The following is a 23,414-nucleotide window of genomic DNA, read 5'->3' on the forward strand; positions in this document are numbered from 1 at the left end:
GGAGTTAATTAATCAGGGTGCATCTACCAATTAAGCTTCCTGAGAATTCGAGCGCAATCCGGACAACCTCAAACTTTATTCAGCATCACCGTCGATACCGCAAAAAAAACCCCAAACCAGAATTGGCGGGGAGTTAATTAATCAGGGTGCATCTACCAATTAAGCTTCCTGAGAATTCGAGCGCAATCCGGACAACCTCAAACTTTTTCAGCATCACCGTCGATACCGCCGCAAAAAAAAACCCAAACCAAAAATGGTCGGGAGTTATTTAATCAGGGTGCATCTACTAATTTAGTCTCCTGTCTCACAGCACCTCTTTCAGGACACTTTGGCAGAATTTGGGATAATTTTTTGCTCAGCGTGCGATCGAAAAAAAACCCGGCCAAAATTGGTCGGGAGTTAATTAATCAGGGTGCATCTACCAATTAAGCTTCCTGAGAATTCGAGCGCAATCCGGACAGTCGGAGCAAATTTTTTAAGAGGGCGATCGCTTGCAGCAGAAAATATTCTGTAATTCTTTATTGGCTGCGGGGTGGAAAGTCCGGCAGAATTGGGAGAGGGTTTGGGTGCTTTGAAGGAAAATTATTACCACGTTGACATGACGCTGGATCGGATGATATTTTTCCGTCCTTTTCCGGAGTTGGCCAGGGTGCATTTATGGTCAGCAGAGAAATTCTGTCAAGCTCATCGCTCCCTTGACGGCTCGATCGCGAGCAGTCAAGCTCGAAGGAGGTTTCAATGCCTGCATATTTTCCTATCGGAACAATAAATCCGCCCTGGTCCTTTTCCGGAGTTGGCTAATTACAAAACGCCGATCGCGTCATTGGTTTTCTCACGGGATGGTCTTGGATTTTACATTCTTTATCTATATCAATAGTCCGGACACTTTTTTTATGGCCCAATGGCTTATTCTCGCTTGACTTTTAGGCACAGTAGATAATTAAATCAATGTCACCTCTACCCCTGACTTGCATTTAATTCGACTTTTTTATGATGCTGGCCCTGTAAGGCTTGTAGAATCGTTCCAAAAACTGTCCGGAGTATTGCTATATCACATCTTTAAAAAAATGGTATAACCTGGATTTGGTATGATATCTTTTGCTCATTTATGTTGTTTAAACTTTACGAGTTACAAAAGTAATTATTTTTTGAAGCTCAGAATCTGTATTTTTGAGTTTTAATAACTCAATTTCAAATCCAATGGCTTCCAGTCGAGCGACAATATCTTTACCAAATTCAGTGTAGACCAATGATTTGTCACCATCACCAGCGATATGATATCTTTCTTCCATTAAATGAATATCTCGATCTCCTGAAGTGTCAACACGATATACTGTTTTATGACGCATGGGATCTTGTACTGGAATTGTGAAAATATGATAACCGCCGGATTTTAGTACACGTAAGACTTCTTTAAAAGCTTGCCATGGATGTCGCACATGTTCAAAAATATCGGATGTGACTATCAAGTCAAAGGTCTCATTCAGAAAAGTCAGATTCTCCAGATTTTGACAGTGAATACCAGTTCTAAAATTTCCCAGAGGGACATCTTCCCAATAGTAAGAGGTGTGGTAGTTATTGAGATTTTTAAAATATGCTCTGAATGCTCCAGTTATCCCTGGTTCATAGATACATAGTTTCTGAAAATCAGATTCTTGGCAGAGATGTTTAATGGATGTAGATCTCGCTTTTGAAAATTTTTGCAAGATTGCTTCAGCTTGTCCGCGATAACGCAATGACGCCTTACAATTTTTACAGCGATATCCTTCTCGTAAAAATTGATGGTTTTTGAAAAAAGTTTGCTGCTGACCACATATACTACAAATATCTTGATAGCTATGTTCGGGATAATACTCTTTTTTTAGGGCAGGCTTTTCGTCGCTATTTTGGGGAGTCTTACTATTAAAAATTAATAGATTTTTGACTTGAGGCTCATGTAAATTTTGTTCGAGATGATTTAGAACAAAATAGTTGTTTTTGCTTTGATGAATTTCTGCAAGCGGAATGCCGTTCTTCAAGAGACGGCAATTAGATACATTGCAATACTGAGAACCCGTACTCCCCTGAAGGAGAACACCATATTCCGCGTTGTTTTCAATTAAGGCTTCTATTACAGAAATATGACTAGCATTTGATACTAATACACCTACTTCCTTATTATGATGGAAGTGTCCTGTGACATATGCGCTATTGAGGGGATGTTTGCCTGAACCGCACAGTGCCAAACCACGTTTGCAAGCTGAAATAATGCAATTTGCAACTATATTTGTTAAAGGTGCATAGTTGGAATCAAGCATTACACCATTTCCTGTTGCACTTTCCACCTTCGCTTCAACATAAACACCATGCCCACCATCTAAATGAATGCCAGAGTGCATCTTGTCTAGACCCGAATTATATACGTATGCATCACGAATAATAATATCGCTAGTTCCACTGGTAGAAATACCACTCCATCCAACTGTAGACGATTGAAATTGCCTAATTCGGACTTGAACACATTCATTAAAGTGAGCACCAGTATGTAAAATTCGATCGACTTGAAGGTCGAATAATTCAATATTTATAACCTTTTTAAAATACATAGCATTACAGGTTAGAAGACGTTTATCTTCTGGCAAACGCTGTTGAGTAGAAGCATTACCATAAAAATCTATCTGGCTAATTTTAATATTCTGGTTTCCAGAATGATAATCTAAATTAGTCAGAATATGGCAGTTGCTGTAAGGTTCTAGAACTAAGCGAGTTCTACCATTTTCTGCTCCCTTAAGCCAGATAGAATTTGAGATAAATAGAGCGGTTTTGATCGAGTAATCACCAGGAAGTAATTGAATAACTGCTCCGTCAACTGATGTGTTAATAGCTGCTTGTATAGAATTACCATTTTTTTCCTCAACCAACTGAGTGGTTAGTTTACTCCAGTCAATGTTCGGTTTGTTGTCAAGTGAATTATTATATTTCATGAATTTAATCACTAACTATTAGTTGTTTTATTGGAGGAGCAAGTTGAATGGCGCTCGGCTTTCGGATGGATTGACGGAACGCAGTGAACTCCGGGATGGAGTGAGGTGAACACTGGCGATTAGCGCCGCTGGTTTTGCTTGTAAGGTGGCTTAGGCTCTTCTCTATTTAAGTAGTATAAAAGTCCAACAAATCCTCCTATCAGGACAACTGATCCTACCATAATAGCGGCTAATACTGTTAAACCCGATGAGTATACCATCATAATTAACGCTGCATAAGGAGTGCCCAAAACAATTACACTTCCTAGGATTTTTAAGGGCGTCCACTGAATCTTGACTGTATTGGTATCGTAGGGTTTACCAGTCAGTTTGTAGTGGTCTTTAGCTGCGCCTAAAGGTTGTACGCGCGGTACTATTGGTTTTTGAGGTGGCATCTTATTTAATGTGGTGAAATATAGTGTTGGCATCAATCTCTTCCAGAGATTTCAAGGGAATTCCAGCGCGCTCGATTACTGTCTCTGAAAATAGAGATTTAACAGAAACAGTAACATTAGGAACATTCCATACTCTTTTCAATAGAGCGGGAAAGTCTTCTTTACCAAAGCTCCTGACATGATCGTGCTGACCGAACTGTTTGCTCCTCTGTTCGCCTGTTAAGCTGGGAGATAAATCTTCGATTGTTGTAGCGCCACCAAAGAAAACAGTAAAAAAATGATGACTGTTCTTTTTCATAATCCTATTTAACTCTACTAAAGTATCCTCTACAGAGCAACAAATATGCTCCAATACATGATTGTGAATGATGAGATCGAATAATTCAGAAGGCATTTTTTGCAAGTCCTGACACATATTTATAGGAAATATGTGGCAGTAACGGCTTTTATACCTGAGCGGATCTAAATCGCAGGGATGATAGCGATCGCCCAGCAAAGAATGAAAACGCATAAGTAAAGGTAACTCAGGAGCAAAGTGCAAAACTCGAATTCCTGGTTTGATGATATCGAGCCGTTCCAAAACCATCCACAGCAATCTAGTCCTCTCAACTGAAAGACAGCCGAGACACCGGGCATTCTCGCGTCCGTTAAAAGCCTGAAATTTTACGGATTGACAAATCGGGCAACAAATACTTAAAGTCGCTTCTTTAACTCGATCGGGCTGAAGCATAAAGATTGTCTCCTATTCAATCAAAAGCTATCTATCTCATGGTGAGCGCGCTCAAATACAGCTTTTCTGCTGCCTCGCTCTCGCGGAGATATCGATCGGCTTTTTCCACACTTTCTCTCCCACATACTGCCTTTTGGCTGTCGCATCCGGATCTTTTTGAACAAGCCGGTAATTTTGCATCAATAGACATACAAGTGAAAAGCAAGTCTTGAGCAGGCTGGATGCTTACCCCACAAGATTGTTTGGAGATGTCTAATGTAGGTCGAATTCCCTCAGACGATCGATTGCTTTTGCCTCGAAAACAACCTTCGTTCCTACAAGCAAGTTTTCTCTAGATAAAATCTCCTTTAAATATTTAATGTTATAAGGATCGGTAACAAGCACAATATCGTAGTATTCTTTTCTCTCTCTCAAAAAGTCTTCGAGTTGCAGCAAGCCATACCCTCGCATAACTTCAACTTTTCTAGAAATATCGGCATAAATATCAGTCCAGTTTTCTGTAAAAGTCAGGTCGGTTAAGTAGAGGGTGACAGCGTATCTCAACTTTACCAGTGTTGAGAGGATGCGGTGATTGTAAGCGCAACCCGAGTCCAAATAGGGATGAGGAGCTCGATTGTCGATATAGAGAAGCCGCAGGCGGTTGTCTCTGGAATTAGTGCGAGCAAATAGTATGTTTTTTTGCTCTGACGGATATTGATGCTGAAGCCAGTCTTGATGTTTCTGCTGCAAAATTTTATAGTTTCGCTGCATCAGTGCGATCGCGTGCGCGCTGGAACTAGAATGACTGGAGCTGGCGAACTCGTAGTGAATGAGCGTAACTTTCGGATCGTAGATGACTTTTTTACCCAGTTTCCAAAGCCGGACACAGTAATCTATTTCTTCGCAGTAAGCGGGTTTGTAATCTTCGTCAAAACCGCCCAGTTTTAAAAATAATTCTGTTGGCGTGAGCAAGAACGCAGCAGAACAGTAATCCACCGCACGCTGATACATATATTGAGGTGCGGCGGGAGAATCTCCCCGTCCGTATCCCGAACAGCAACCATCTTGCCAAATGATGCTTCCAGCTTCTTGAAGCGTACCGTCGGGGAAGGTTATTTTGCCGCCCACTGCACCGATATTTTCTGAAGATGTAATGGTTTCTACTGCTGCGGTAATGCTATCTCCTAGAAGTTGGGCATCGTTATTTAGAAATAAAATAAACTCGCCGATCGCAAGTTTACTAGCTTGATTGCAGGCTAGCAAAAAGTGCATATTTTCTGAATTGTGAATAATTTTTGCTCCTTGAATTCTGGATAAAAGTTGTTGCGTTGAATCTGTAGAGCAGTTATCTGCAAGGATGACTTCGTAAGATTTAAAGTTATTCCTTAAAATTGAAGACAAACAGCTTAGAGTCATTTCTGCTCGGTTGTGCAGGACTAAAATAATGCTGACTCTGGGCTGCTTGATGGAGGGGAAGCGGATCGTAGAGCCGGTATCTAAGAAGTTGTCTAGAGCAATTTGATTTAAGGTTTCTAAGGCTTGTTTGGCTCGCTCTAGTTTACAGCTTTTATTAAAGCTGGAGTTAGCAACAACTACCCCCTCGGAGCGAACAGTTTCTAAAGGAGCTAAAAGGTGCTTTAGCTGTGAAACCTCCGCTAGCTCTGGTTTGAGCTGAACCGCTTTACGGTAAGCGTTAGTCGCTGCATCTAACATTCCTTTTCTGGCCAGAGCTTTTCCTAAATCTAAGTATAGTTCTCCTCGATGCGGCGCTAAATCTATAGCTTTATAATAGTTAGTAAGGTCTTCGGAGTTTTGCTGAATTCTGCCGCTATAATGATTTAGCAATAACTCTAAATCTCTTTGAACTTCTTCCTGTACGGCGCTGGCTAACTTTCGATAAAGAATGTTTAGATTTTGCTGGCTTTTGAGAGCGATTGTATAAACCAGTCTTGCTTCTCTCCACAAGCTTTTTGTCACAAATAAATCCCCTAACAATTCGTAGTGTGCCGAAGATGTAGTGTCAAGATTGGCAGATAGTTTAGAGCCGACTATGGCTGGTTCTAACTCATGTTGATTCGGGCAATATTTATTTGGATTTAAAATCTCAATAATTTGCATTTTAAAACTCTATAAACAACTTACCGTCACAAAAAACCTTTAACAAAGATATCCTAATTGATTAGATGCACCAGGTGATCGCTGAGAACAGTGCGAGCGATAGCATCGCACCTAATTCGGCTTTTTGCTGACAAAAGTAATCAGTCTTTGAACCTCGCGGTCTTGTATCTGAGGTTGCAACAGCTCGACTTCGTAGCCGATCTCTTGCAGGCGCTCGACAATATCTTTTCCAAAGTCAGTATATACTAAGGAACGCAGGCTACCGCTCTTATTAACAGAGGGAGCGCTGTGATATCGAGGTTCCATTAAAATTACATCTTTCTCTCCTGAAGTATCAACGCGCTCGACTGTTTTTGAAGGCATTGGATGCTGTACGCGAATAGTAAAAACATGACAGCCACCGGGCTTGAGGATGCGGAAAATTTCTTTAAAAGCATCCCAAGGTCGCCTTACGTGTTCCATGATATCTGATGATACAATCAAATCGAAATGGTTGCTGGGATGAGTCAGGCGTTCTAGGTTTTGACATTGGGTTCCATCTTTATATTGCCCCGGTTCTACGTCCTCCCAATAATAGGAAGCTGCGTAGTTGGTGAACTTGTGAAAATACTTTCTAAACGGCCCGATAATTCCCGGCTCGTAGATATAGAGTTGCTGAAATTCGGGGTCTTGAGATAATACTTCCAGCGTTGAGTGTTTTTGCTTAGAAAAATACTTCAAAATTGCTTGGGCTTGACCCCGGTAGCGCAATGAAGACTTGCATTTTTTGCATTGATACCCTTCTCTGAGCGAGGAGTGATTTTTGATAAAAAGCTGTTCTTCTCCACAAACATCGCAAATTCCTTGATAGCTATTGTCTGAGTTAATTGGCGCGGCAGGTTTGGTTGGTCTAGGTTGAGTATCAGTCAAATTGTTCATGGAAGATACCGATAATTTTACAGGAGTGCTATCCTTACTTGCAGCAATTTTGGCCTGAGTAACGCGCCGGATTTTTAACTGTTTGTTGGGGATTATAGGCACATCTGACAAGCGTTGATTGATGAGATATAGCATATTTTTTACCCGCGATCGCCAGTCGATTTGATCGAGCAGGCGCTGCCGTTTTTGTATTTGATCTGACGGGCGATCGCGCTTCAGGGCAACTTCAATACAGTTAATAAACTCTTGAGGATTGGCAGCGACATAAATGTCGTCGTAAAGTTCGCCAATATTTGAAATTGGAGAGGAAACAATGGGTATGCCTGCGGAGTAATATACATAAAGTTTTAAGGGATTCATGCTCCGCGTTAGCTGATTATCGACATGGGGAATGATTGCTACATCAAAATTGCGGATGAATTTGAGGGCATCATCGTAAACTTTTACGCCCAGCAGGTGCACGTTGTCTAATGTTTCTAGCTCGAAAATTTGAGAATTTCCGTGTGCAGACCCGATAATTACAAAATTCCAGTCTTTTTTGGCGTTGGCAATAAACTTGAGAAGAGCGAGATCGATGCGATCGGAAAGATTGCCAACATAACCAATAATCGGGCCTTTTAAGGCGGCAAGTTCAGGTGGCTTTGAGCAGATGCTTTCAGCTTCAAATAATTCACCCCCATTCGGAATCACAGTAATGTCAGAATTCAAATCGCTGAAAGCGTCGCGGACTGGTTCGCAGTTCGTGAAAATAACATCTGCTCGTTCAATAATCTGCTGATAATTTTTCGTTAACTGCGCGGCATAGGAAGGCTTGATATCCCATTTTCGCTGGTCGTCAATCAAATCAGCAACAACAAACTCGAATTGCAACTCTTCCAGCAGATCTGGAAACTCAAAACAAACCGGACACACCCAGGCGATCGTCTCTCCTTCAAGCCCAGATTCTGCGATGACTTGTCTGACAAAATCGGGATAGTCGGTTTTCTTTTGCAAGTTGCGTCCTAAGAAGCTTTCCTCAACGCGATCATCCCCATAAATAAACGTCCGTTTGATAATTTTTGACGTATCTTTCAGTCCGAGAAACCGTTCCACCGTATTGGTAAACACTAAATTACCTTGGTGGAATTTGGCTCGCGAGCCGTGTTGTACTTGCTCGTGCAATTTCCGCAGCGAAATCGGTGCATCGAAATGAATAATTTTGTTCACCCGATCGCTCTGGGCCAAGTATTTAAGAACCATATCCTGACGGCGGCCGTAAATGTCTGAGTCGTTCTGCTTCCAAAAGAACAGGATATTCAACGGCTGACTCAAGTGGAGCGAACTTACATCGGGAGTGGGTTTTACTGTTTCGTTACCCAGGTTTTCTGAAGTAATAACCGGAAGTTCGACTCCAGACTCGGCAGCAACTAGTTCGAAAACATCGGAGAACAATTGAGGCCAGGGCTGGGATTTTTTTTTCGCCCAATCGAAGGCCGCTCGAATCCGCTCTGCATTGACGCCGTAGCTGAATTCACTTAGGAAATAAAACCGTCTGTGGCGATCGGGTAAAGACGCTTTACTGTCTAAATTAATTAAATTTTTGATGGCTGATTCCAGCCGCTCGTCATCGACAGCCACAGTACACTTTGCTGCGATGATATCTGCTAATGGGGGTACGTCCGTTATTAGAACGGGTACGTTCATAGCGATCGCATCGGTTAACTTTGCAGGAATTTGATATTCCGAAATCGGGGAATTCGGATCTTGTAAAATGCAGATCAGATCCGCCATCGACACCAGTTCAGGAAGCCTTTCCCAAGGCTGGTTTTTGTGAAAGTCTATCCTTGCCTTTTTGTACGCAGCAAATCGAGCGGAAACCCGCTTGTCATTAATCGTGCCGATAATGCACAAAACCAAGCGGGGATCGTTAATTTTTTCCAAGGCCTCGGCAATGCGAAAAATTCCCTTGTGGGGACGGGGAGTACCGAGGAACAGAACGACTTTATCCCGATCGCCGTAACCGAATTCTGCCCGAATTGCGGTTCGATCGTACAGTGTAGGATCGAAAACTTTTTCATCGCGAGCGTGTCTGACAATCAAGCCGCCGTAGCGCTGCTGCAACGCTACGTTCGATACAGTTAAAGCATCCGCTAAGGGAATCAGATTTTCACAAAAGCGCGTCCAAATTTCGCTGTAAGGTTTTTGTCCTTCCGGGCTGTCAATCTGCTGTATCAGTTCTGTCCATGAAGCTTCTGTTTCGTTTTTAAAGAAAGAAAGTTCGCAGTCGTCGATATCGAGAATCAGGGGACATTGGCTGTAATACTTGATGAGCATACCGATAAACAAGCTGGGAAAACGCGCTTTACCTACGTAAACTAAGTCGTATTTTTGAGCCTGGGCGAGTTCCTTACAGCCTCTGACAAACTCCTTAAAACTATCAGCAATAAAGGTGCGATTTTTGATGCCGGCGTTTTGCAGCGGAGGCCAGAGTTCTTGACCGTAAAACGGGAAGATCGGGCCAATTAATTCAACATCGAAATCCCTCTTTACCATGTCCGCTAGCAAAAAGGCTCTACCTACGGGATTGTGGCTCATATCCCAAGAAACAACAGCTACTTTGGGTTTTGACTGAGATACTCCACCCTTCTCAGAAACGGGCAAGATGCTAGTAAAGCTAGAAAGTTTATTTCCAGTTTCTAAACCTAATTTACCGCTGGTTAATTGAGTTTTAAGCGTCGAATCTTCTCTCAAAGCTTTCAGCCTGCATTCTGCTGCTTCCTCGCGCTGTCCGATTTGTTCTAAAACTTCTGCTAACTTTAAATAAACCGTGCCCGATCGCGGATTGAGGGCGATCGCCCTGCGGTAGGCATCGATGGCTTTTTGCACTTCCCCTTTTCCCTGCCAAACTGTCCCCAATCCTGCGTGCAGTTCGGGTTCGTTTGGTGCAATTTCCAAAGCCTTAGTATAGCTTTCGATATCCGTTGGATCGCGCTCTATCGCCTGACGGTAGTAACTGAGGGCTAAATTTAAATTTGACTTGACTCGATAGTGCAAGGCATCGTTTAACTTTTCTTCTACCAGGGGCAAATCAGGCTGAAGTTGAAGCGCGAAGCGATAAGCAACAACCGCTTCATCCCACTTTTGCTGCTGCACTAAAACTTCTCCCAAATTGTAGTGTGACCAAGAAAAATTCGGGTTGAGTTCGATCGCCTTTTCGTAGGCCTCCGCTGCCTCCTTCCATTGCTCTCGATCCCGCAGCATATCTCCTAAATTGTTGTACGACCAACAAAATTTGGGGTTCAACTCAATAGCCAAATTATAAGCAGCGATCGCCTCCTCTAACCTTCCTTGTCCTTGCCAAATATCCCCCAAATTGTGGTGAACTTCCCACAAATCCGGCTGAATCTCAATAGCTTTTCGATAAACTGTTACCGCTTCATCCAACTGCTTTATTTTAACAAGAGCCTCCCCTAGACTTTGGTAAATCTCGGCCGCTTGATAATCAATCTCTAGAGCTTTGCGATAAGAGGCGATCGCCTTATCCCACTCCCCCTTTTTAGCCCAAGCTTTCCCTAAACTGTAGAGAGGTTTAGCAGCATTGAGATTAGTAGTCATAACACTGCGGTCAAAATTGTTTGTTCGCTGTTTTTCCAGTGCCTGAGATACCGATAATTCGCTTGTTAAAATAATTGCTTTTGGATTCGCTCCGTCACAATCATAAATTTCTACACCCGATGGATTAGAGGACGGATTAGTGAGGGGAAATGGAATAATATTAGATTGGTTACTCATACCCTATACCTGTTGTAATTTTAGAGATTAAATCCTTTGAATTTAGTTTTCTTTCTGCCTAGTAAGTATCCGGAAATTTGCTAAACTTTGCTCAGTTCAATGGCGCGGTTGTAAGCCTCGATCGCCTCATCAATCTCGCCTTTTTCTTGCAAAGCATCCCCTAACTTTTGATGAACCTCCCAGATATCCGGTTTCAATTCAATAGTTTTTTCATAACATCCGATCGCCTCATCTAACTGACCCCAACTGTCCAAAGCATCCCCCAAACTTTGATAAGCTTGAACCAAATTGGGATTTAACTCGATCGCTCTCCGATAACACGCGATCGCATCTTCGCGCCTATCTAGACTTGCCCAAGCTTTCCCCAAACCGTAATGAGGTGCATCGAAACTTGGGTTCAGATCGATCGCTTGTCGGTAAGCCGCGATCGCCTCTTCGCACTGTCCCATCACGCTCAAAACCTCCCCTAAATTGTGATAAGCATCCGCATAACTCGGCTGCAACTGAATCGCCCGCCGGTAACACGAAATAGCCCGATCCAACTGACCCAGTTCTAACAAAGTATTGCCCAGAGTAAAGTGTTCATCAGGCTTTGCCCAATTGATATCAAGAGTGAGAGCTTCATACCAGCATTCTGCCCCTGCTTGCGGCTGACCAGACTGCAAAAATACCCTCGCTAAATTTCGGTAAGGCGATGCTAAATTTGGTTTAATTTTAATTGCTTTTTGGTAACACTCAATTGACTTTTGCCACTGTTTCTGCTGAGCATAAATACTGCCTAAATTAGCATAAACTTCAGCAAAATCTGGCTCGATTTCCAGGGCTTGAGCGTACCAATACCTCGCCGCCTCTGCTTTGCCCATAGCTTGGGTAGCATTCCCCGCAATCTTGTAGGCAAATGCTGCATTCGGTTGGATTTCAATAGCTCGCTTGCACTCCGCGATCGCCTCTTCAAATTTCCCCTGGGCATAATAAGCTTCGGCTTGTTTAATGTATGTTTCTGCACTGACAGAATTGAAGCTCGTCACAGGTTTGCCGCTGTTACTACTACCGCTATCAAGTACGGATAATGTTAAACTTTCGGCAGATTTTGAATGACCGTTATTCAGATTATTTGCTGGTGCCGCAGAAGCGATCGCATCCCCAACTTCCACAGCGGCAGCAGGTTTGTGAGTGTTTCGATCGCCCTTTACCCGCGTCGCAGGGGCAACAGTATCACTTGCTAAATGGTCGGCTACCAAACCACTATTGTTAAGTGCCGCGGCTTTCTCCAAACAGACAGCAGCTTCATGTAATTTTCCTTGCTTTTTTAACCCTATCGCCAGATTTTGGTAAGCAGCAGTTAAGTTTGGATTTAACTCGATCGCGCGGCGGTAACACGCGATCGCATAAGTAATTTGACCTTGCTTAAACAAAAGGTTGCCCAATTTAAAATGCTGATCTGGCGATACCTTTTCCGGTTCCAAAGAATAAGCCTCGTACCAGCACTCGTTTGCCTCTTCCTGTTTGCCCTGCTGCCTCCACACCCTAGCCAAATTCCGGTAAGCTGGTGCTAAATTCGGTTGAATAGCAATCGCTCTTTGGTAGCAAGCAATTGCCGGCAATAGCTGTTTTTCCATAGCATACAAAGTGCCAAGATTTACGTAAATATCTGCCTCGTTAGAATTAATTTGGACGGCTTTTTTATAGCACTCGATCGCCTCTTCTATATTCCCTTGCACTTGCAAAATCTTGCCCCACAGTTTGTAAGCAGCCAGGGCATCCGGTTTAATTCCAATAGTTCGCTTGCACTCAGCAATAGCCAGATCGAATTGTTTTTGAGCGCAATAAGATTCTGCCCGCTGAATGCAGTTATCCGCCGTATCCTGCCTCCGAAAATCTGTCGCAAAACCGCTGTCAACAACCGTCACCTGCGGCGAAATATCAGCCGAGTTTGGAACAGTCGGTGCAGAATTTGCCGGATGGGCGATCGTATTTAACAGTTGCGGTACACCAGGAATTGTTGGCTGCTGCTGCAACTGTACGCGAGGTTTTTCAGCGGAGATTGTGGAATCGAGTTGCAAGGAATTAGCTGGAATATTTGCCGGAAAAGTAGATGTTTGGGGATTATGAGCTAACTCAGTTCTTTGGTTCAAACTCATCACAACTGTCTTAGACAAATCCGCCGAAATATCAGCCTGATTCTCTCGGTTTATGCGATAGTTAGCAACTTCTTCCTGCAACTTTCTTTGAGCTTTTAGAGCATTTCCTAACTGTTGGTAAGCCTGGTTAAAATTGGGGTTTAGCTCGATCGCGTGGCAGTAACAGCGTATAGCCTGCGTTACCTGATTCTGCCTCAAAAAATTATCGCCCAATTGGATGTGTTCTTCAGGTGTTGCTTTGGCAGGTTCCAGAGAATACGCTTTAAACCAGCACTCGTCAGCCTCCGGTAGCTGCCCCATTTGTGCCCACACCCGAGCTAAATTTCGGTAAGTTGATGCTAAATTCGGCTGAAGGGCGATCGCCTTTTGGTAAAATGCGATCGCCGATTGCCACTGCTGTTCCTGAGCATAAAGCGTCCCCAAATTAGTATAAGCTTCAGCAAAATCAGGATCGATTTCAATAGCCTTAGCGTAGCAGTTTTTTGCTTCATCTACCTTGCCTTGAGCTTGCCTAGCATTACCCCAAATTTTATAAACCCTCGCATCTGGTTTAACTTGGATAACTCGCTGGCAAGCAGTCGCCGCCTGCTCAAATTTCCTTTGAGCATAAAACGATTCTGCACCTTGAATGTAGACTTCAATATCATCAGGGTTTAAAGCTAAAACACCTGGAATGTTATTGTGAGTAATTACTGTATTTTTCATCGGCACAGATGTTGACTTTTGGTAACAAACTAAAGCCAGATTCCAATTTTTTTCTTGAGCGTACAGAGTTGCAAGGTTAGTATAAACTTCGGGAAAATTTGGCTGAAGTTCCAGAGCTTTTGTGTACCACTGCTTTGCCTTAGCTGAATTTCCTTGTACTTCACTGATCTTGCCCAAAGTTTTGTAAGCTGGTGCAAAATCAGGTGTGTGTTTCAGGGCTTGCTCGCAAGCAGCTACAGCATCACCTAACTTGCCTTGTTCTAAATAAAATTCTGCCCGTTTTTGGAAATAATCTGCTGATTCTTGGTTCATAATAGCGCTAGGTTTTTTAAAGTTGTCGAGCGAAATGAAATTTACTGCATTTTTTGAGGGAATGAAATTAATCTTCCCCATCATTTTTTTGAGACAATTCAAATTTACTAAAATATCTTCAGTCAATGGATTTTGATACATTAACTCTCGGATTGGCTGGCACTCAAAACTCTCTCCTGTTACGTAATAATGTTCTAAATTTAGCTGCTGACCGATCGCCCAATAGTAATGCCTGATATAATTCGGAGATGTCAGCTCAATTACCTTGGTTCCGGGAGAACAGAAGATAATATTTGTTAGACCACTGCCGTGCGGCGCAACAATTACTTTGGCACGAGCAAATAAAGATATTTGCTCCTGAAAAGTCATAGATTCTAGTAGCACTGGCACAAAGCCAAATCCGCTTAAAAAATCTATTACTTTCTCTTCATTGATGACTCGTCGGTAGCTGCATTTGCTGCGGCTGATATAAATGCGTTCTGGGTAAGAATTTTTGCGATCGCTGGCGAAGGTTTTTTGGAGTGTATGAGATTTTTCCCTTGAAAAAACTCGCCTCAAAAACTCAAGCCCCTGGGTTGACAGCCAGCCCAAATATCCGGCAAAAGAGGGAACAATTAACTTTTTGGCTTGAATGTAAGGATGACGATCGCTCTCGATAATTTTATATTCAGGAATTCCCAATGCTTTCAGGGTTTCTCGCTGAAAAGGCTGCTGGCAGCTATTAACCAAAAACCAATCTATCTCTTCCAGATTTACCCCCCAACGGTGCAGAATTTCAATCCGGGGCAAGATATCCACCATCCAGTGAAAATAGACATTTCCCGAAAGTCCGGCCAATACGGCCACCGTACCGTCTATCTTTTCTAAAGGCGGCAATTCTTCCGGTTGTAACTTCAAAAACCTGTGCTGAGTAGAATGTTGATTTTCGCATCCCGGCAACTCGCCCGGATATTCGCGGGAAAGTTCGGCTAAAAGCCGATCGCCAGAATCGATAATAGCAATAGCATTGCAAATCATCCAAGAATTTTTCTGCGGTACAATCCAAGCCCGCCCGTTTGGGAGCGAAGTCACAAAGGTTTCCGGCGACTCAACACCAGTTTTCCGAGGCCCATCGCAAGAATATACGCCATCACCTAAATGCACAGGCTCAAACTGTCTGAAAATCCGCCTGAGACACCGCTGACAATCTAAACCCTGACATTCCAATTTCGGCTGTTCATTCCTATTAACAACGGAGGGGTATTTTATGCTTTTTAAGTCAGAGTCGGAGTCCGACAGGGGTTGAAACTCCTGGCGGGCTGAGGGAGAATGAATCAACTTCTGCTGTTGTTTCACTACAGCCTGCAACGGCTCGGAAACATCAGAGCGATCGCCCGTAATTGCCAGCACCAAGCGGTAAATTACAATCGCTGCCGAAAATCGTTGCTGCTGACTCAAGCAATCAGCCAGTCGCAAGTAAATATCCGCATTCTTAGGTTGAATTTGTAAACCTTTTTGATAATAGCTTTCCGCTTGTTTGTACCCGCCATACTCGAATAAGGCGTTTCCCAAATGGAAGTAACTCTCTGCTAAATTCAGGAGCAAGGAGGAAGGATGAAGGAGATTTTTAGCAAGACGAGAAATGGCGAAACCAAAGCCGTCCTTTCCTTGAAGTTGCCTGAGAAATCGGACACAGGCTATTTGAGATCGATCGAGTTCATTAAGTTCTTGTACGGAAGTCAACCGCATCTCTACGTGCCGGCAAAAACCCTCAACAAACTCGCTTTGCAGAGCAATAGCATTTTGGAAACATAGCATTGCCTCAGCTAATTTGCCTTGTGCCATCAGGGAAACAGCCCGATCGCCGTATGCCGAAACCCGATCGGGCTGTTTGCTAATTACCAGCTCAAAACATTCTCCAGCAAAAGTATGCAGCCCCAATTGTTGGAATGCTTTCCCCAAATTGTAACGGGTAACAACTAACTCTGGCTGCAACTCGATCGCCCGGCGGTAAAGGGCGATCGCTTCCTCTGGCTTCCGGATCTCTAATAGAACAATACCTAAATTATTGTACAGAGCCGCATCATCGGGCGCAACAGCTATTCCCGCTTGAAAAACTGCAATTGCTCGATCAAATTTGCCCTCCTGGGCCAGAATGCAGCCCCAATTGCTATAGGCATTTACCGCGTAGGGCAAAAGTGCTTTTTCAGAGCTTTTTTTGCAGCAGGATATCGCTTGCTGGTAACTGTCAATTGCGGCTTCTATTTTTCCTTGCTCTTGAAAAACAGTGCCTGTATTGTAGAGACTTTTAACATTTAAATTGGCATTTTGTTCGATAGCTTCGGTGCTGATCATAGTTAAATTACTAATTTCGATCGGAAACAGTCTTTCTGAGCCGTTTCGCGCGGTGAATTTTTGTTGTCGGGCAGCCGAGCACCCTTCTCGTAATGTTTAAATTATAGGAATGGTAGATATACCGTAGATCTGGTTAAAATTTAGATAATTTCAAAGTTGTTTGACCCAATATTCAGGTTAGAACCGACTTGGGCGACGATCGATATTTGACCGTTTTGATTGCGGTAGTACAGCGAACCGTCAACCGGGTTGTAGACGACATTAGCCGCGCCGGCTGCCCCCGGAACGTTGGGATTGAAATTGGGGTCGGTAATAAATTGGTTGCCAGCTAGATTGCCCGGTATCAAAGCATTAAACACAGCTCCATCAAGCTGAATTTTATCTTCTGTAGGATTAAAATCTGTCAGGGTATCCATATTATCGGCTCCGACAAACTCAAAGCGGAATGTATCCGCCCCTGCACCACCTGTGAGGGTGTCATTTCCTCTGTTGCCAGAAAGAATATCGTTGCCGGCACCGCCTTCTACGATGTCATTGCCTTTACCGCCGAACAAAATATCGTTTCCTTCGCCGCCCCTCACGGTGTCATTTCCTAAGTTGCCACTTACAAAGTCATCTCCGGGGCCGCCCTCAGCCACATCATCGCCTTTACCGCCGAACAAAGCATCATTTCCTTCGCCGCCGGAGACAAGATCGTTGCCCTCACCGCCGAAAAGGTTGTCCTTGCCCAGGCCGCCGTTTATGGTGTCGTTGCCAAGGTCGCCAAACAGGAAGTCATCATCAGCACCGCCGTCAACGAAATCATCACCTTTACCTGCAAACACAGTATCGGGGCTGTCGCCACTGCTGATGGTATCGCCTCCTTGATTGCCAAAAAGAACGTCCTCGCCAGGGCCACCTTCAACCAAATCATCGCCTTTACCGGCGAAGACAGTATCATTTCCGTCGCCGCCTCTCAAGGTGTCATTGCCATCTCGAGCAAACATGATGTCATTGCCGCCAAGACCGGCAACTTCATCGTTACCAGAACCTAGAATGATTTCATCCGAACCGGTGCCGCCGTTAATCTTGTTTGGTGTATCCGGCGAGCCTTGGATAATTAGACCGCCAAGAGCGTTCGGTTGAACGCTTAGGGGTTGAGTGGGATTTGTTATTTGGGACATAGCCAGTTATCTCGAATGGGGGGATATCTATCGGGAGTCTTTAGATATCTGGTGAAATTTACTAGCTAAAATCCTAATTTCCGGAATGGTTGTCTATGAAATTAATCAAAAAAAAACAAATAATTTGTTTGATTTTTATTTTTTTGTAAAATACTTATTTAACCGGAACTATTTAACTATCCATACGTCTTTAATTCCCAACTATTTTCGGTGAACCAGAGTTGCACTAGCTTGGTCTGTCGGAACTAGCAAGACTTCGCTAATATTGACGTGGGGCGATCGCGTGGCGCAAAAATATACTACATCGGCTACATCATCCGCCGTCAAAGGTGTAAGTCCTTGATAGACATTCTTGGCCTTGTCTGAATCGCCGTGAAACCGGACATTACTAAATTCTGTTTCCACCAAACCGGGTTCTATTTCCGTTACCCGCACCGCTGTTCCCAAAAGGTCTTGTTTCAACCCATCAGAAATCGCTCTCACCGCTGCTTTAGAAGCGCAATAAACACTACCTTTCGGGTAAGCTTGGCGGCCTGCTATTGAGCCGATATTCACTACGTGGCCGCGGCCTCGGCTCACCATTCCCGGTACGATGTAGCGAGTCATGTAAAGCAAGCCTTTCACATTGGTATCAATCATTTCTTCCCAATCTTGAAAGTTGCCTTCGTGCAGTTTGTCTAAACCGCGGCTCAATCCGGCATTGTTAATCAGAATATCGATGTTTTTCCACGCATCGGGAAGCGCAGTTATCGCCGATTCGACTTCAGGGCGATCGCGCACGTCCAATTCTAGCAAGTAAATCTCGTTCATCGATGCGACGGATTTTGTTTCTACAAGTTCCTTTGCCAGTCGATCGAGCTTTTCAAGACGGCGGGCTGCTAAAATTAGTTTGGCTCCACCTTTGGCGAATATCTTGGCACAGGCTGCTCCGATACCGCTACTCGCACCTGTAATGAAAACAATTTGGTTTTGGAGAGAAATCATTTTTTGTCCGTTGTCAGTTGTCAGTTGTCAGTTGGCTGTTGACTGTTGGCTGTTGACTGTTGGCTGTTGACTGTTGACTGTTGACTGTTGACTGTTGTCATTGTTTATTTGTTAGTTTTGTTATTTGTTAGTTGTTATTTGCTAGATCCTTTATCGCTATAGTGAGGTATGTTTAATTCCTTTAATGAGATTTTTTTATCTTCAAATATGTATCTCGTGTGACTAATAACCGCTATACCACTTACTAATCACCACTTACTAATCACCAATCACCAATCACCCATTGCCCATGCCCCATGCCCCATGCCCCATGCCCATAACACCTATTTTATTACTTGACAACCCGCAATCGCACACTAACCGTTGCAATTCCGCCTTGTCGCATCAAAACTGCGGAAACCCACCGATTTTCGGGCGTAGCCGGAGCTTTACCTACTTTAAAAATTCCCCCGGAATTTAGCAACTCCAGCTCGACTTCTGAGGGATTAAAAAAGGTTTTTTCGGTAATGGGTTCCTCCAAAACAGTCCCTATTAAAATATCATCCCCGATCGGCTCTCGCACAATGGCATCAAAATGGTACTCTTCCCCCACTTTCACTTGCTCCGGAAAATTTACTTGAATTGTGGGAGGATTTTGACCAGAAGTAAGCTGAGTTTGTTCTGCTAAAATCTCTTGCTTAACTATTTTTTCACCTTCAAAACGCTGCTGGGAACGGATGGTAGCTTTGAGAGTTAATTCTCTGCCATCCTTTTTTTGAGTGCCGGCAATTGTAGTTATGGTTTCTGCGAGAATCGCGCTACCTTCGGTTTTCCAAGATTTGATCTCGGTGCGGTAATTTAAACTCGGATATCGATCCCAGAGTTGGGTGAGGGCTTTTTCCATGCTTTGGCTGTTTAAGCCGTCAGAATGAGTAAAATTCTGGCTGTAAAATGCCATTACTGCTTTGACATCGCGCCGGTTGGCTGCTGCGTCAATTTCTGTTAGCAGTTTGGTGAGTGGGGCTGGGGCATTGGCTGGGGTTTGGACGATCGCCTGGGGAGTCGCTGCGATCGCACTGATCGCTCTTACTGCACTCGGATGCAGCACGCCAGCACTTACGGCTGTTAAACATAACAACATTTGAGCGATCGACTGCCCGCCGTTAAAGCCAAATACGATCGGGCGTTGGCGCAGCCCGCCCCTACGGGGGCTGCGCCAACGAAGAGGATCGGCTTTTTCGTTCCGACGGCTGCAAAAATACTGAGATACACTTGGCACTAAATTCAACAAATTACGCATTAGATGATACTTTGGTTATTTGTCAGGGGTCGCGGCACGGGCAATTGTTCGCCTGCAACGAAAACTGACAACGGAAGGAGGGACACGGCACAATCTAATTTTAGATGGCTGATTGAAAATTGGCTGAAACTGCCGGAATAATAAGCATAATAATCTAAAACCTCTAATCTAAAATCGATCGACCTGTGGAACTTGTAAAAGAGACAAATACCTTGACAAAAAACCCCGTCCGGTTGTTGATTGCAGCTAGCGGCACTGGAGGACATCTATTTCCGGCGATCGCCACCGCCGCCGAGTTGGCCGACTGTCACATCGAATGGCTGGGAGTCCCAGACCGCATGGAAACGCAGTTAGTTTCATCGCTTTACCCCCTCCACACGATCGCCGTCGAAGGCTTTCAGCAGCGATTTGGACTCGGTACAGCGCGCATTTTGGGCGGACTCGTCGGCTCCATCCTCAAGGTGCGAAAGTTGCTCAAAGAAGGAAATTTTCAGGGAGTGTTTACTACCGGCGGTTACATCGCAGCACCGGCAATTTTGGCAGCCCGTTCTTTAGGTTTGCCGGTAATTCTCCACGAATCTAACGCAATTCCTGGGAAGGTGACGCGGTGGTTTAGTCCTTTTTGCACTGCTGTGGCGATCGGATTTGCAGCAGCAGCCAAGCATTTACCCCGCGCGAAAACCGTGGTTGCTGGTACGCCGGTGCGATCGCAATTCCTCGCCCCTCAACCTCTAAAGTTACCAATTCCTGACAGCGTACCTGTAATTTTAGTCATGGGCGGCTCTCAAGGTGCTGTCGCAGTCAATCAGTTAGTGCGCGAGTGTGCACCGGCTTGGTTTGAGGCCGGTGCTTGGGTAGTTCACCTCACCGGAAATAATGACCCGGATGCTGATAGTTTGAAGCACGAGCAATATTTGTCAATGCCATTTTACGACAATGTGGCGAGTTTGTTGCAGCGGGCAAATTTAGCAATTAGTCGATCGGGCGCTAGTGCTCTGACAGAATTAGCTGTTACTGGAGTACCTTCTATTTTAATTCCTTTTCCTTACGCCGCTGACGACCACCAAAGATTTAATGCCGAAGTATTTGCCGCATCAGGAGCAGCCGCAGTATTCCGTCAAAGCGAACTCACAGCAGAAGTATTGCAAAGCAAAGTGCTGTATCTGTTAAAAGATTCCGAATATTTGGCCAAAATGTCTCAAGCTGCTGCTCACTTAGCGGTGACAGACAGTACGGAACGTTTGGCAAATTTGGTCAGAGAATTGTTGAGTCGGTAGCGCAAATTTGACATCGCTACTAATTTATACCATTTGTCAAAACTTATGCAACAGTATTCGTAGTTCTATAGCATTTATAAAAAAGTTTACTACAACAAAAATGTTAGTTTTATTCACATGATCCCGCGATATAACAGGTGCGTCGCTATTGGATTGTCGCTCTTTTTTGAGGATTCTCGATGGCGACGCACCTTACGGCTTTGATTTAAAAGAAAACCGCAGATGAACGCTTCGGAAGGCAGATAATGTCAAGATAATTTGCGAATTAATGCAATTCAAGTCTTGAGTCCGCGAAGGCGGACTTCGTTTGTATAGTTGCGGTTTCAACCGCCGAGTTTTATGAAATCTTGGTTCTTGTTTCTTGGCGTTGATTTGCCTTAAACTGCTTCTTCACAATTGAGTTGAGTCTTGAAGTATTCCTGAAGCGATTGATGAGTAATTGTACCGCTATTTTGAGCGGCAAGTTTCCAGGGATATTCTTCTTGCGTCATGTTGCGTAACTTCCATGCAGCAAACTGCCCAAACACTGAGTAAACTTCATCAAGCAGGCTCTTGGTTTTTTCGTCATAAATCGAAAAGTCTATATCTTCAGGACATGGAATTGCACCAGCACCATACTTTTTATAGTGACGGTATAAATCAGGAACAACCGGCCCGTGAGTCCATGCTTCTATCGCTTCAGGAAATAGCGGTTCGTCGTACAAAGCTAAATGAAAGCCTTGAGCATAGTAAAGCAATTTCTGAAGCTTGAGATTAGATATCAGATCGCCAGCATCTTCACTTACCTGAGCCAAAAAGTATTTGGCTGCATCATCACAACTCAGCATAACTTACTTAGTTATCATTAAACGGCTTATTTCCATGATACTAGATGCGATCGCCCTAGGCGACATTCAGCTTCACAAAATCAACCACCGACGCTAAGCCATCCTTCGTCTTCAAGTTAGTAAAAACAAAAGGTTTCTCCCCGCGCATCTTTTTAGCATCCCGTTCCATCACTGCCAAATCTGCACCCACAAAAGGCGCGAGGTCTATCTTATTAATCACTAATAAATCCGATTTAGTAATTCCCGGCCCGCCCTTGCGCGGAATTTTATCCCCCGCAGCGACATCGATTACATAAATTGTCAAATCTACTAACTCTGGGCTAAAAGTTGCCGCCAAATTGTCGCCGCCGCTTTCGACAAAGACTAAATCTAAATCAGTGAATTTGTGTTCTAACTCTTCTATAGCTACCAAGTTGATCGAAGCATCTTCGCGGATGGCTGTATGGGGACAGCCGCCGGTTTCTACGCCCAAAATGCGATCGCTCTCCAAAGCTTGACTCCGAACCAAAAACTGTGCATCTTCCTGAGTATAGATATCATTAGTAACCACAGCAATCTGATACTCTTGACGCAGCGCCTTACACAAAGCATCAAGCAAAGCAGTTTTTCCCGAACCAACCGGGCCAGCAATTCCTACACGAAAAGCACTCATATCGATTTTAGATTTTAGATTTTAGATTTTAGATTTTCTGATTTTTAACTGCGAAACAACCGAGTGTACTGAGTTTCGTGCGCCATGCTAGCCAGTCCCAATCCCCAACTGCAACTAGCAAGATCATCATCTTCTAATTGTAAAACTTCTCGCGCCGTAGAGTTAATTTGAGAATGCAAATCTAACAGCAACTGCTGGCCTGCAGTTTGACCCAAAGGAATCAGTTTCACGCCCGCACTCGCCAAATTTGCAGCCCAACTGTACAAATATCCTAACACGGCCGCTTCCTCTTCAATCTGCCAGTTGGCCGCCGCTATCCCAAAGCCGATCGCAAAATTGCACTGATTGCCGCCAACTTCCACCAAATCTTTTACAATAGTTGTTAAACCCGAAACAACGGGCGATTCCCTGCGGGATAGCTTCGCTTCACGCAAATCCAGCAACAACCGCGTCAAAGTCCGTCCCATCTGCCAACTTTGCAAGCGCAACTCTTCACTTTCCTTAGCAGCAGTCGCCCAAGCATTCCAGTAACTCAAAGCCCTCAAATCCCCAATTTTTGCCGCCCTCAAAGCCCGTATCGCCACAGCAGCCTCTACTCGCACCGCCCCGAATTCCAACGAATTTTCTAACCAATTCCTCAAACTAATCTCGCTGTCGATCGCACCGGCTTCTACCAGACTTTCGATTCCCTCAGAATAACTATAAGCTCCCACAGGTGCAAAAGCTAGCTGCAACAAACATAAAAGTTGATTGTTGACTGTTGACTGTTGACTGTTGACTGTTGACTGTTGACTGTTGACTGTTGACTGTTGACTGTTGACTGTTGA

Annotated in this window: 13 protein-coding genes; 1 reads left to right on the top strand and 12 read right to left on the bottom strand. The window is 44.1% G+C overall.

What is annotated here, in order from left to right:
• Window positions 1-1,115: 1,115 nt before the first annotated feature.
• From QUA44_RS27680 to QUA44_RS27720, 9 genes are all read right to left on the bottom strand, one after another.
• The gene (locus QUA44_RS27680) at window positions 1,116-2,963 is read right to left on the bottom strand and encodes a methyltransferase domain-containing protein (RefSeq protein ID WP_333250755.1); all 1,848 of its coding nucleotides are present in this window, start codon (window positions 2,961-2,963) and stop codon (window positions 1,116-1,118) included.
• A 119-nt stretch (window positions 2,964-3,082) separates the two neighbouring features.
• Complete coding sequence (locus QUA44_RS27685) at window positions 3,083-3,430, bottom strand: hypothetical protein (protein WP_333310033.1); 348 nt, start codon at window positions 3,428-3,430, stop codon at window positions 3,083-3,085.
• The gene (locus QUA44_RS27690; protein WP_333250751.1) at window positions 3,399-4,127 is read right to left on the bottom strand and encodes a hypothetical protein; all 729 of its coding nucleotides are present in this window, start codon (window positions 4,125-4,127) and stop codon (window positions 3,399-3,401) included. The genes QUA44_RS27685 and QUA44_RS27690 overlap by 32 nt, the downstream gene beginning before the upstream one ends.
• Before the next feature lie 252 nt (window positions 4,128-4,379).
• Window positions 4,380-6,224: a glycosyltransferase gene (locus QUA44_RS27695; RefSeq protein ID WP_333250749.1), complete on the bottom strand. Its 1,845-nt coding sequence runs from the start codon at window positions 6,222-6,224 to the stop codon at window positions 4,380-4,382.
• A 111-nt stretch (window positions 6,225-6,335) separates the two neighbouring features.
• Complete coding sequence (locus QUA44_RS27700; RefSeq protein ID WP_333250747.1) at window positions 6,336-10,913, bottom strand: tetratricopeptide repeat protein; 4,578 nt, start codon at window positions 10,911-10,913, stop codon at window positions 6,336-6,338.
• An 80-nt stretch (window positions 10,914-10,993) separates the two neighbouring features.
• Window positions 10,994-16,405 carry a tetratricopeptide repeat protein gene (locus QUA44_RS27705; RefSeq protein WP_333250745.1) on the bottom strand — a complete coding sequence of 1,804 codons (5,412 nt, stop codon included), beginning with the start codon at window positions 16,403-16,405 and terminating at the stop codon, window positions 10,994-10,996.
• Window positions 16,406-16,545: 140 nt separating this feature from the next.
• Entirely contained in the window at window positions 16,546-17,568 is a 1,023-nt protein-coding gene (locus QUA44_RS27710) for a calcium-binding protein (RefSeq protein ID WP_333250744.1), read from the bottom strand.
• Between the two features lie 201 nt (window positions 17,569-17,769).
• Window positions 17,770-18,552 (bottom strand): SDR family oxidoreductase, encoded by a 783-nt coding sequence (locus tag QUA44_RS27715; RefSeq protein WP_333250742.1) that lies wholly within the window; start codon window positions 18,550-18,552, stop codon window positions 17,770-17,772.
• A 331-nt stretch (window positions 18,553-18,883) separates the two neighbouring features.
• The gene (locus QUA44_RS27720; protein ID WP_333250740.1) at window positions 18,884-19,831 is read right to left on the bottom strand and encodes a nuclear transport factor 2 family protein; all 948 of its coding nucleotides are present in this window, start codon (window positions 19,829-19,831) and stop codon (window positions 18,884-18,886) included.
• Between the two features lie 212 nt (window positions 19,832-20,043).
• Here QUA44_RS27720 and murG point away from each other — a divergent pair, with 212 nt between their 5' ends.
• Window positions 20,044-21,108 carry an undecaprenyldiphospho-muramoylpentapeptide beta-N-acetylglucosaminyltransferase gene (gene murG, locus QUA44_RS27725; protein ID WP_333250738.1) on the top strand — a complete coding sequence of 355 codons (1,065 nt, stop codon included), beginning with the start codon at window positions 20,044-20,046 and terminating at the stop codon, window positions 21,106-21,108.
• 377 nt (window positions 21,109-21,485) lie between these two features.
• On the opposite strand, the gene QUA44_RS27730 is transcribed toward murG, so the two are convergent.
• From QUA44_RS27730 to QUA44_RS27740, 3 genes are read right to left on the bottom strand one after another with little or no spacing between them, the layout of a single operon-like run.
• Window positions 21,486-21,935, bottom strand: a complete 450-nt coding sequence (locus QUA44_RS27730; RefSeq protein ID WP_106150116.1) for a Panacea domain-containing protein — start codon at window positions 21,933-21,935, stop codon at window positions 21,486-21,488.
• A gap of 55 nt (window positions 21,936-21,990) precedes the next feature.
• Entirely contained in the window at window positions 21,991-22,587 is a 597-nt protein-coding gene (ureG, locus tag QUA44_RS27735; protein ID WP_333250736.1) for an urease accessory protein UreG, read from the bottom strand.
• 44 nt (window positions 22,588-22,631) lie between these two features.
• Entirely contained in the window at window positions 22,632-23,324 is a 693-nt protein-coding gene (locus QUA44_RS27740) for an urease accessory protein UreF (protein WP_333250734.1), read from the bottom strand.
• Between the last annotated feature and the right edge of the window lie 90 nt (window positions 23,325-23,414).

The organism is Microcoleus sp. N9_A2 (genome assembly GCF_036701775.1).
Classification (GTDB): domain Bacteria; phylum Cyanobacteriota; class Cyanobacteriia; order Cyanobacteriales; family Microcoleaceae; genus Microcoleus.